General features: G+C 41.1%; 8 protein-coding genes and 2 pseudogenes. 6 read left to right on the plus strand and 4 right to left on the minus strand.

What is annotated here, in order from left to right; genetic code table 11:
* Positions 1-392: 392 nt before the first annotated feature.
* The 5 genes and pseudogenes from HWQ43_RS08580 to HWQ43_RS08600 all read left to right on the plus strand — a co-directional run.
* Positions 393-694, plus strand: a pseudogene (locus tag HWQ43_RS08580) (sensor histidine kinase); the annotation flags it as partial.
* Positions 695-915: 221 nt separating this feature from the next.
* Positions 916-3,480, plus strand: a complete 2,565-nt coding sequence (locus tag HWQ43_RS08585) for a GAF domain-containing protein (RefSeq protein WP_292732102.1) — start codon at positions 916-918, stop codon at positions 3,478-3,480.
* Entirely contained in the window at positions 3,474-3,923 is a 450-nt protein-coding gene (locus HWQ43_RS08590; protein ID WP_292732103.1) for a response regulator, read from the plus strand. Before HWQ43_RS08585 ends, HWQ43_RS08590 begins: the two co-directional genes overlap by 7 nt.
* A gap of 5 nt (positions 3,924-3,928) precedes the next feature.
* Positions 3,929-6,220 carry a response regulator gene (locus tag HWQ43_RS08595; protein WP_292732109.1) on the plus strand — a complete coding sequence of 764 codons (2,292 nt, stop codon included), beginning with the start codon at positions 3,929-3,931 and terminating at the stop codon, positions 6,218-6,220.
* A gap of 132 nt (positions 6,221-6,352) precedes the next feature.
* A pseudogene (locus tag HWQ43_RS08600) lies at positions 6,353-7,267 on the plus strand (hypothetical protein).
* Between the two features lie 164 nt (positions 7,268-7,431).
* Here HWQ43_RS08600 and ychF read toward each other — a convergent pair.
* The 3 genes from ychF to yidD form a co-directional block, all read right to left on the minus strand.
* Positions 7,432-8,523 carry a redox-regulated ATPase YchF gene (gene ychF / locus HWQ43_RS08605; RefSeq protein WP_292732104.1) on the minus strand — a complete coding sequence of 364 codons (1,092 nt, stop codon included), beginning with the start codon at positions 8,521-8,523 and terminating at the stop codon, positions 7,432-7,434.
* A 45-nt stretch (positions 8,524-8,568) separates the two neighbouring features.
* Positions 8,569-8,766, minus strand: coding sequence for a hypothetical protein (locus HWQ43_RS08610; protein ID WP_292732105.1), 198 nt, complete (start codon positions 8,764-8,766; stop codon positions 8,569-8,571).
* Between the two features lie 199 nt (positions 8,767-8,965).
* Positions 8,966-9,202 carry a membrane protein insertion efficiency factor YidD gene (yidD, locus tag HWQ43_RS08615; protein ID WP_012412579.1) on the minus strand — a complete coding sequence of 79 codons (237 nt, stop codon included), beginning with the start codon at positions 9,200-9,202 and terminating at the stop codon, positions 8,966-8,968.
* A 60-nt stretch (positions 9,203-9,262) separates the two neighbouring features.
* On the opposite strand from yidD, the gene HWQ43_RS08620 reads away from it, so the two are divergent.
* Positions 9,263-9,964 carry a diacylglycerol/polyprenol kinase family protein gene (locus HWQ43_RS08620; protein WP_292732106.1) on the plus strand — a complete coding sequence of 234 codons (702 nt, stop codon included), beginning with the start codon at positions 9,263-9,265 and terminating at the stop codon, positions 9,962-9,964.
* 154 nt (positions 9,965-10,118) lie between these two features.
* Here the strand turns inward: HWQ43_RS08620 and HWQ43_RS08625 are convergent, their stop codons facing one another.
* Complete coding sequence (locus HWQ43_RS08625) at positions 10,119-11,321, minus strand: hypothetical protein (RefSeq protein ID WP_292732107.1); 1,203 nt, start codon at positions 11,319-11,321, stop codon at positions 10,119-10,121.
* Positions 11,322-11,415 lie beyond the last annotated feature (94 nt).

Raw genomic sequence — 11,415 nt, forward strand, 5'->3', positions numbered from 1 at the left:
AGATTTTGATGCTTTTTTGATTTGAATTTTTCAATGCTTTCAGAATAAAATTTTTGGCGATTAAAATTATTGAGCATTGGCTAATGTCGAAAATTAACCATTATTTAATACTTGGTATTTGGATTTATTTGATTCGATGGATTTAACAGTGTTTCAGTAAATATAGCTAGTCAAAAAATTTTGATTTCTTATCTTGTTCGTAAAGAATAAAATAGGATTAAGCAGATTTACTGCAACAAGAGTGTAATTCTTGAGCAAAAATTCAACCTCAGCAAAATCACCAAAACTCAAAAATTGAGCCATTATTTAGCCGTATAAATACGTAATGCAAGGATATTCACTGAAAAAACGCAGTAAAAAATCTACTTTAGGCTACTCGCTGCCGTCTCTCAATTTGATACACTTCCGTGACTGCCGTATTACTACTGCTGTTTGCTAGTGAAGTTTATTTATACATCCGCAGTACACTGATTGAGCGAATTGAGGATACTCTTAACCATGTAGTGGAAACAGTAGAGCAATATCTCACAATCAGCCGCTGTGCATCTATGCTGATATTTGAGCTAATTAATGCTATGCAGATAAATTTCGCATTAATGTAAAAGCCAGTTTTCCTGAGAATACCAAGACGGTAGAGGATGATCGCATCGACCTAGAATGGTTTATTCGGACTAATAAATTACTTTGGGAAACTCACTAAATATCCTATATTTAATAACTAAATCTAATCATGCACAGTAAAGAATATCAGCCCTAAACTTGTCTACACTAGGATTTTAAGAATCGCTTTTAACAGACTTTCCTGAACAACCAAAGGTGAGGAAATAATTAACAATTATTAAAAAAGGTTAAGCTATTCTTGAGATAATCACGCTGCTGACTGGATATCACATTTATATTTATTAAAAAAAGTTAATGAAACCTAGACATATTGATACAGAAGTAACGAGGTTAGAAGCCCTCCGCCAGTATCAAATTCTTGACACAGAACCCGAAGAAGCATACAACAATCTTGCTCAGTTAGCGGCCTTTATTTGTGGCACTCCCATATCCTTGGTAAATTTTATTGATGAAAACCGTCAATGGTTTAAGGCAAAAATAGGTTTAGATGTATCAGAAATGCCCCGGAGTGTTGGATTCTCTTATCTTTGCCAAGAGCAGCGTAATGTTGTGGTGGTTCCTGATACCCTAGCTGATGAGAAGTTGGCAAGTAATCCGGTAGTAACTGGCTATCCATATATACGTTTTTATGCAGGTGTACCCTTAATTACTCCGCAGGGAGATATGTTGGGAACTCTGTGTGCAATTGACCAAGTTCCACGACAACTAAGCCAAAAACAAGTGGAGGCATTTGTGGGTTTGAGTCGCCTGGTAATCGACCAACTCGAACTCAGGCGTCATGTAAGTGAGGTATCTAAAGTTACTGAGAAACTAGTGGCGCACGAGCAAACAGCCCACGCCCAATCTGAAGCCGCCAAAACCCACATCACCAATCTTCTCGAAAGTATTACTGATGGTTTTTTTGCCCTAGATCAAAAGTGGCAATTCACCTATATTAATGGTCAAGCAGAAAGGCTGTTGCAAAAAACTCACAATGAGCTTTTGGGTCAAAATATCTGGGAGGTGTTTCCAGAAATTATCGGTACAAGATTTGATTGTGAATATCGCAGGGCAATCTTAGAACAGGTGAGCGTCGAATTTGAGGAGTTCTATCTGCCACAGCAACAGTGGCTTAAAGTTCACGCCTATCCAGCAAAAGACGGCTTGTCTGTTTATTTTCAAGATGTTACTGAACGACACAAAACATCAGTTGCACTACGAGAAAGTGAAGAACGTTGGCAATTAGCATTACACGGTAATAATGATGGTATTTGGGATTGGAACCTCAAGACTAATGAAGTGTTCTTCTCGACTCGATGGAAGGAAATGCTCGGCTATAAAGACGACGAAGTTTCCAACCGTTGGGATGAATGGACAAAACGAATACATCCCGATGAGCAAGATTGGGTACTTCAGGCTTTCCAAGACCACTTTGCCAAGAAAACACCATTTTACGTCTGTGAATATCGAGTCCAGTGCCAAGACGGCAGCTATAAATGGATTCTAGATCGAGGACAGGCACTTTGGGACGCATTGGGTGATATAGTGCGGATGGTCGGTTCTTATACTGATATCACAGATCGCAAGCGAGCAGATGAAGAATTAAAGCGGCAAAATTTGCGATCGCAACTATTTGCCGAAATCACTCTAAAAATTCGAAACTCTTTACAAATAGATGAAATTCTTCAAACCACTGTCACAGAGGTACAAAAATTACTGCAAGCTGACCGAGTGTTGATTTTTCGACTGGAAACTGATGGTTCCGGAACAGTGGTACAAGAGGCAGTCCTGCCTGGTTGGCCAGTAATTCTAGGAGAAAATATTTTTGACCCCTGTTTTAAAGAAGAATATATAGAGAGATATCGCCAGGGAAGAGTAAGTGCCCTTGAAGACATTGAAGCTGCTCATATCCAACCATGCCATCGAGAATTTCTTCAGCAGTTTGCTGTCAGGGCTAATCTGGTAGTGCCGATTCTTGTCAGAGATGATATTTGGGGCTTATTGCTAGCTCATCAGTGTGCCGCACCTCGACAGTGGAATCAGTTTGAGACAGATTTGTTACAGCAATTAGCTAACCAAATTGGGATTGCTTTATCTCAGGCGCAACTATTAGAAAAAGAAACCCAGCAAAGTCAGGAACTTACTCGTTCTAATGCGGAATTAGAACAGTTTGCCTACGTGGCTTCTCATGATTTGCAAGAGCCGTTGCGGATGGTAACTAGTTATTTACAACTACTGGAGCGGAGATACAAAAACCAACTGGATGCCAATGCGGATCAGTTTATTACATACGCAGTAGATGGGGCCAGCCGGATGCAGACCCTAATCAACGATTTGTTAAACTATTCCCGCGTCAGCACCCGTGGACAGCCTTTTATGCCAGTTGATTGTAGTGTTGTCTTAGAACTGGTGCTTGCTAATCTTCAAGTTGCGATCGCAGATCGAAAGGCAGTTGTCACTTACGATACTCTACCTCAAGTGATGGCTGATGCTACCCAATTGACACAAGTATTTCAAAACCTGATTGCCAACGCGCTCAAATTTTGCGCTCATCAACAGCCATTAATTCACGTTGGGGTACGTAAGGCAGATGCAGATATATTAGATGGAAAAAATTTAAATTTTACCCCCTCGGAGGATGAATGGTTGTTCTCAGTGCGTGATAATGGAATTGGTTTGGAATCCCAATATACGGAACGTATTTTTATAATTTTTCAGCGCTTGCATGGTAGAGACAAGTATCCAGGTACTGGAATTGGTCTGGCCATTTGTAAGAAAATTATCGAACGCCACGGCGGCCGGATCTGGGTTGAGTCGAAACCGGATCAAGGCTCCACTTTCTACTTCACAATTCCAGATAGAGTAGGTAAGCAATGGTAAACACCATAACAGCGATTATGCCTATTGAGGTTTTGTTAGTAGAGGATAATCCTGGTGATGTCCAACTTACACGCATCGCCCTAGAAGATAGTAAAATCTCAATTCACTTAAACGTAGTCGAGGATGGTGTAGAGGCAATGGCATTCTTGCGAAAACAGGGAAAATATGCTAGACTGCCTCATCCAGATATTGTACTGCTCGATTTTAACCTTCCGAAAAAAGATGGACGAGAGGTATTAGCAGAAATAAAAGGAGATGAAAAACTCAAACGAATTCCTGTAGTAGTTTTGACTACTTCCCGATCTGAAGAAGATATCCTCAAAGCCTATAACCTTTTTGCCAACTGTTATATAACCAAGCCAGTAGATTTCGATCAATTCGTGAAAATTGTCCAATCAATAGAAAATTTTTGGTTTGCGATCGTAAAACTGCCACCGGAGTAGTGGAAATGGCAGGTGAAAATATTATTAAAGTCTTGTTAGTAGAAGACAACCCTGGTGATGTCTTATTGTTGCAAGAGTTATTTAAGGAAGTTACCACAGTTGTAGTTAAGTTGATGCCCGTTGAAGGACTTTATGAAGCAGTCAACTACCTAACAAACGAAACTTTTGATGTTATTTTATTAGACCTCTCGCTGCCAGATAGCCAGGGATTACAAACCTTTGTCATTGCTCACAATCAGGCAAAAGCAACTCCAATCATTGTGCTGACGGGTACAAATGATGAAACCCTGGCAACTAGCGCAATGCAACAAGGAGCGCAAGATTATTTAGTGAAGGGGCAAGTAACTGGTGACTTACTGGTGCGATCTATGCGTTATGCCATCGAACGCCAACGGGCAGACAACGCACTGCGGCAGAGTGAGGAGCGATTTCGGGTTGCTCTCAAAAACTCTCCAATCTTTGTCTACAACCAGGATAAAGATTTACGGTACACCTGGGTTTATAATCCCCCATTTGGATTGACAATTGAGAAAATATTGGGCAAACAAGACTTAGATATCATCCCAGTAGAAGATGCTCAACATCTGATCGCAATTAAACGTGGGGTGCTGACTACAGGCGTAGGAACGCGAGAAGAAGTATCAATTACCATCAAAGATACAACGCGATATTACGATTTAACTGTCGAGCCACTACGGAATGAAACCCAAGAAATTGTCGGGGTGACATGTGCCAGTATAGATATTAGCGAACGACAAGCTGCGCTACGCGATCGCAAATTGGCAGAAGAAAAAATCCGCGAACAAGCAGCATTACTAGATGTCACCACAGATGCCATTTGCGTCCGAGATTTAAACAATCAAATTATCTTCTGGAACAAAGGTGCAGAAACACTTTACGGCTGGCAAGCTACAGAGGCTTGGGGTAAAAATGCTAGCGAACTTTTGGATGACGAACCTTCGCCAGAAATTGAAGCGGCTCTATTGCAAGCTATTAGTAAAGGTAAGTGGCAGGGTGAGTTAACAAAACTTACTAAAATGAACAAAGAAGTCCTTGTGGCTAGTCGCTGGAGTCTGGTATGCGATGAACAAGGAAAACCCAAATCAATTCTCACCGTTGACACAGATATTACCGAGAAAAAGCACCTAGAAGCCCAATTATTTCGCGCTCAACGCCTCGAAAGTATTGGCACTTTAGCTAGTGGTATTGCTCATGACCTCAACAACATCCTGACACCGATTTTGGCAGGAGCGCAACTGCTACCGCTGAAATTTCCCAATGCAGATGAGCGGACTCGTCATCTACTAGAAATTTTAGAAATTAACGCTAGACGCGGTGCTGATTTAGTCAAACAGGTACTCTCCTTTGCACGGGGTGTAGAAGGGAAGCACATCACTTTGCAACTCAGACATATAATTGTGGAAATTGCCAAGATTCTTAAAGAGACATTTCCCAAATCGATAGAAATCAGCACTAATGTACCGCAAGATTTGTGGATGGTTTCTGGAGATAGTACCCAACTGCATCAAGTGCTGATGAACCTCTGCGTTAATGCCCGCGATGCTATGTCCAATGGCGGTACTTTGAGTATCTCTGCCGAAAATATGTTGATTGATGCAAATTATGCCCGCATGAACCTAGAAGCCAAAGAGGGGCCTTACATAGTAATTACTGTCTCCGATACTGGAGTTGGGATTCCTAAAGAAATGCTAGATAGAATTTTCGAGCCATTCTTTACTACAAAAGATGTCGGACAGGGTACGGGTTTAGGACTTTCCACAGTATTGGGAATCGTTAAAAGTCACGGAGGTTTTGTGAACGTGTATAGTGAACCGGAAAGTGTCACTAGCTTTAAGGTTTACTTGCCAGCAGTGGGGGGAATAGAAACACGTAGCCCCGAAAATTTGCCACCAAAGACAGGACATGGAGAATTGATTTTGGTTGTAGATGATGAAGCCGCCATTCAAGAGATTACGATAACATCATTAGAAGCTCACAACTACAAAATCTTAGTTGCCAGTGATGGCATTGAGGCGATCGCGCTATATGCTCAAAATAGAGATAAAATTAGTGCCGTCCTCATGGATATTATGCTGCCCTCACTGGATGGTTTAACTGCCATGCGTACCTTGCAAAAAATCAACCCCCAAGTCAGAATTATCGCCAGCAGTGGACTGATGTCTGAGAATAAGCTCAGTGCAGTAGCAGCTATTGGTGTCAATACATTTTTGTCGAAGCCCTATACTGTCAACGAATTATTGCTTTCTTTACAGAAAGTACTATCGAAAGTAAACTAATTACGTAACTATACTGCTATTGTGAGTGTCAAAAGCTGCTTTTATGGATGTGGGTGCAAATTGCTTGGATTTGATATGATTCATCCGTTAACACACTCCTTTTAACGATACTCACAACTTGGCTAAATCAATATGCCTCGGTTTCTTAGGTTAATCATCAATATAGTAGTCTTAGGTGCATTGTTACTCATATCCCAGCAAGTTTGGGCCCAAGATTGGCGTCCAGTTCACGGTGGTATCCCTTTCGGTATCAGTGGTATAGCTTTGATAGAGCAACAAAGCAATACGCTTGATTTTCTGATTGTCCATGACAACAAACAAAAAAACCAAGGTCGTTTAGCAATTATTAGCATTAAGGATAAAAGGCAACCTGAATATTTCCCATTGAATTGGCCAAACAATACACAATTGCCCATCGACTTAGAAGCTTTAACATCTGTTCCAGAGAAAACAAAATCCTCTTTTATTGCTTTAAGCAGTTCTGGAAAAGCTTATTACATCAGGTTAGACTCTGCTAACAAGACCATCTCGGTGCTGAAAGAATTCAGTCTACCAGAAATTATTCAAGGAAATAATTTTGAAGCATTTGGATTACAAAATATAGATGGGAAATTAGTTGCTATTTGGGGGCATCGAGGTAAAGGCGAACAACCAGCAACTATTTTTTGGGGAATATTTGACTTAGCTAAATATCAAATTAATATCGCAGGTTCTGCCAATCTGAAAGTACCGTTTCCATCTGGCAATGTTCGCCATATTTCAGATATTAAAGTAGACCCCGTAGGAATTGTGTAGATCACCTCAGCAAGTGATGCTGGGGATGATGGCCCATTTCAGTCAGCTGTGTATATCGCTGGTTACTTGGGATTGCGTGGCGACAAAATTGTATGGCGGCAAAATTCTCAATTTGTTCCCCTCTACCGCTCTGATTATCACAAAATTGAAGCTATGGAACTTGTTCCCGGTGCAGAAGGTGGTGTAGTAGTTGGTACAGACGATGAGAATTTGGGTTCTTATCTGTATATTGTGGGTGGAAGTAGCTACTAAATTTTGAGGATTGCTGGTTTATTTGCGATCGCCTCGCATATTTTTATGCACATTATAGAATATTTGTCAACTTATTTGGTGCGATGCCTACGGCGGGCAAAGCCTACGCAACTTCGTGTAGATTGACCATTATCTCAAAGATAACGGCCACTGATTAATTACCCCTACACATTAAATCGGAACAACATTACATCCCCTTCCTGCACAACATACTCTTTTCCTTCACTACGAACCAACCCTTTCTCCTTGGCAGCATTCATCGAACCGGTTGTTACCAAATCTTTATAAGCGACAGTTTCAGCGCGAATAAATCCCCGCTCAAAATCACTGTGGATTACACCAGCAGCTTGAGGTGCAGACATTCCCGCATTAATTGTCCAAGCGCGGGTTTCTTTAGGGCCACAAGTGAAATATGTCCGCAAACCTAAAAGCATGTAAGTTGCCCGAATCAATGATTTCAAACCGCCTTCTTCCACACCTAAAGACGCGAGAAAATCAGCTTTATCTTCTTCTGGTAATTCCACTAATTCTGCTTCAACTTGAGCCGAAACTATCACAACTTGGGCATTTTCTGTCGCTGCAATTTGCCGCACTGTTTCCACAAAATGATTACCAGTTGCCAACTCATCTTCAGATACATTGGCGGCGTAGATAATCGGTTTATAAGTGAGCAGTTCTAATCCTTTAATAATTTCTGTTTCTTCTTCATTCAAGCTCACCTGACGCACCGATTTACCTTCATTTAAAGCCGCAGCTAATTTTTCTAAAACTGAGACTTCAAACTGTGCATCTTTGCTGGTACGAGCTAGTTTGCGAGTGCGGTCAATTCGCCGCTCAATTTGTGCTAAATCTGATAAACCCAGTTCTATATTAATGATTTCAATATCTCGCGCTGGGTCAACAGAACCAGCAACGTGGATAATATCATCATTTTCAAAACAACGTACCACATGGACGATCGCATCAACTTCCCGGATGTGGGACAGGAATTGATTTCCTAGTCCCTCACCCTGACTTGCACCTTTAACTAAACCAGCAATATCCACAAATTCAACCCGCGCCGGGATAATTTGTACCGAACTGGCAATCTTAGCAAGAACATTTAACCGTTCATCCGGTACTGCGACAACGCCGACATTCGGTTCAATCGTGCAAAAAGGGAAGTTAGCTGCTTCAGCTTTGGCATTAGCAACTACAGCATTAAATAAAGTAGATTTTCCGACGTTGGGAAGTCCGACAATTCCGGCTCTTAGCATTTTGGATTTTAGATTTGAGATTTTGGATTACATTACCAAGGTAATCTAAACAGGTTCCGGTATGGTTTGGGGAATTGGCCCTGGAACTGTTTGAGGAATGGGAGTAGGTACTGGTTCTGGTACAGGCCCCGGTAACGGTTGGGGTATCGCTGGCCCCGGTACAGGTTCGGGACTAGGTAGCGGACTTGGGCCAGGAGTAGGAATTTGTGGTTCGGGTATAGAAATCGCAGTAGGATTAATCATCGTAAGTCCAAATTAAATTATTCAACCTTCCCACGCTAGATGACAACCTCATCTGTTGACATCTCCCCAAATAGCTATACCCACGAACACATCCTTTAATAATCTACCTCTCTTCTCATTCTCTGCGCCCCTCTGCGCTTCCCTCCGCGCTCCTTTGCGTTTAAACTTCAATCCTCAATTCGCCACCATTTGCACAAAACTACTCCTCCTTCACCTTTTCTACCACCTCTGGCACTGGATCGTAACCACCTGGATGAAACGGATGACAGCGCAAAATCCGCCGAGTTGCCATCCAGCTACCACGTAACACTCCAAATCGTTCAATAGCTTCAATAGCATACATCGAACAAGTTGGTTGAAAACGACAAGTCGGGAGAAACAACGGCGAGATAAACATTCGGTAGCCCCGAATCAGCCAAATAAATAATAATTTCATTGCAGCTACCCAAATCTTATAAATTAGTAACAGGGGTAAAAATTTTCATTTGTCGCATCTTTGTTAATTACATTTTCTGACTTCACCTCAATCCCGGTTTTCTGGCTGCAAATTGCGTTGGCTGCAATTTGGGTGTTACTCATCCTCCTGATTGCAGGGGTGGTAAACCGCTTTGCCGACAAGCCAGAAATCGTGCGGAAGATAGTTCATATTGGCACTGGTAATGTGATTTTAATCGCTTGGTGGCTAGATATTCCCGCTAGCGTAGGGATTACAGCTTCTATTTTAGCGAGTGCAATCACCTTATTATCCTACCGATTGCCCATTCTTCCTGGTATTAATAGTGTTGGACGGCAAAGCTTAGGGACATTTTTTTACTCTGTCAGTTTCGGTATTTTAGTCGCCTGGTTCTGGTACTTGCAACAACCCCAGTACGCAGCACTCGGAATTTTGGTAATGACTTGGGGAGATGGATTAGCAGCCTTAATTGGGCAACGCTTTGGTAAACATAAGTATAAAGTTTTTGGTACGCAAAAAAGTTGGGAAGGCTCCCTAACTATGATGCTCGTTAGCTATCTCGTCAGCAATTTGATTTTAGTTGGAACTCAAGGAAACAGTTGGCAAACTTGGACAGTATCACTGTTAGTTGCATTTACCGCTACTGCTTTAGAGGCTGTTTCATTTTTGGGTATTGATAATTTGACAGTTCCTTTGGGTAGTGCAGCTCTTGCTTTCTTTTTAAGTCAGTTAGTCTTGAGTTAGTAATTACCTTGAGTACTATTCCTAATTGAGCAAAAAAGAGATAGTGCCAAAAATTCATCGCCAGTCAATAATTTGACTTGGACAAAAAGTTTTTGACAGGGTAATAGCCTTGAGATTACGTTAACTTTTGAATATTTACGGTCAAATTTGAGGCTCATTTTGACAGAGAAACCGCCCTATCTAAAATCATCTTAACGTCAGCTGGATTTCTTGATATATCTCGTTGCCAAAAACCAAAGCCACCATGCTGATTAACCGCTTTAATCCACTGGTCTAAAAATGAACTTTTAGCTTCATCTTTGTGGGTATATTTACCTTTAGTTTCTAAAATCAAGAAACTCCCAGTTTTTATCCGAATAATAAAGTCTGGCCGATACTTGCGAACAACCCCTTCAAATATGTAGAGAATTTCAAACCCCAGGTGGTCATTTTTAACCCAAGCCTCAACATTGGGATTTCTATCTAGTTCAAATGCTTCACTAGCTTCCCATGTACTATCGAAAGTACAGCAGGTAATGTGTGATTTCCGCGTGTATTCACATGGCTTACCCGTATACCATGAGCGCATATCACCAGTAGAGCGAATTGGATGATTTTGGTCAAAAACAGGTTCAATTGCTTCTGTATTTTCTAAATAAATAGCATTCCAAATGTGCTGAACTAATTTGCTCAGATTGAGAGTAATAATAATCCGCCGTCGAATTTCATCTAAATTGAATAAAGGTGGACTAATTCGGATTAAACCTGAGTCAATAAATTCTTCTACTAATCTAATCAGCTTGGCTAATAAATATTCTTGATTACCTTTCCATCCAGGTTTCATCTGATCAAAAATATCTCTGGCAGTCTCAAAGGCAATTTTCTGCATCCGAAATTTGCGCCCTAAATCTTCCAGATCAATCCCCTTAATTTTTGTGACATCTGGTTTACCATCAACAATTGGCGCTAATTCAGCCAGTGTACTATTATCAAAGGCATCTAGCTCTAAAGGCTCAACTTGACTTAAATTAAGCTTAAGTTCAGGCTTATAAATGTAATCAACTCGGATGATATTAGGAAAGCTAATTTCAAACTCTTGCTTTTCTGGGTCAGGTTTTATTTCAGTTTTAGGTTGAGGAGGTGCAGGTGTTGTTTCTTCATTAGATTCATGGGGAATAAAGGTGAAGGGAACACCAAAAATATTGACATACTCTGGTTCAAGTAAGTTTGTTTCTGGGTTAACGTCGTAAGCCGTTCTTCTCAAGCCTCGACCCACAACTTGTTCACAGAGAAGTTGGCTGGTAAACGCTCTAATACCCATAATGTGAGTTACTGTTTTAGCATCCCATCCTTCAGACAGCATCCCAACTGAGATCACATTTTGAATTTGTTCACCTGGAACCTATCCCACTAATATCGAAATATGGTAATCTACTTCTCGTATGAGAGGGGTGTATCTGTGTATGGCTGGG

Origin of the sequence: Nostoc sp. JL31, from assembly GCF_017114965.1 — a bacterium.
Classification (GTDB): Bacteria; Cyanobacteriota; Cyanobacteriia; order Cyanobacteriales; family Nostocaceae; genus Nostoc; species Nostoc punctiforme_A.

Coding starts and splice junctions, on each gene's coding strand:
- HWQ43_RS08585 (WP_292732102.1), top strand. CDS start 916: ATGAAACCTAGACATATTGATACAGAAGTAACGAGGTTAGAAGCCCTC.
- HWQ43_RS08590 (WP_292732103.1), top strand. CDS start 3,474: ATGGTAAACACCATAACAGCGATTATGCCTATTGAGGTTTTGTTAGTA.
- HWQ43_RS08595 (WP_292732109.1), top strand. CDS start 3,929: ATGGCAGGTGAAAATATTATTAAAGTCTTGTTAGTAGAAGACAACCCT.
- ychF (WP_292732104.1), bottom strand. CDS start 8,523: ATGCTAAGAGCCGGAATTGTCGGACTTCCCAACGTCGGAAAATCTACT.
- HWQ43_RS08610 (WP_292732105.1), bottom strand. CDS start 8,766: ATGATTAATCCTACTGCGATTTCTATACCCGAACCACAAATTCCTACT.
- yidD (WP_012412579.1), bottom strand. CDS start 9,202: ATGAAATTATTATTTATTTGGCTGATTCGGGGCTACCGAATGTTTATC.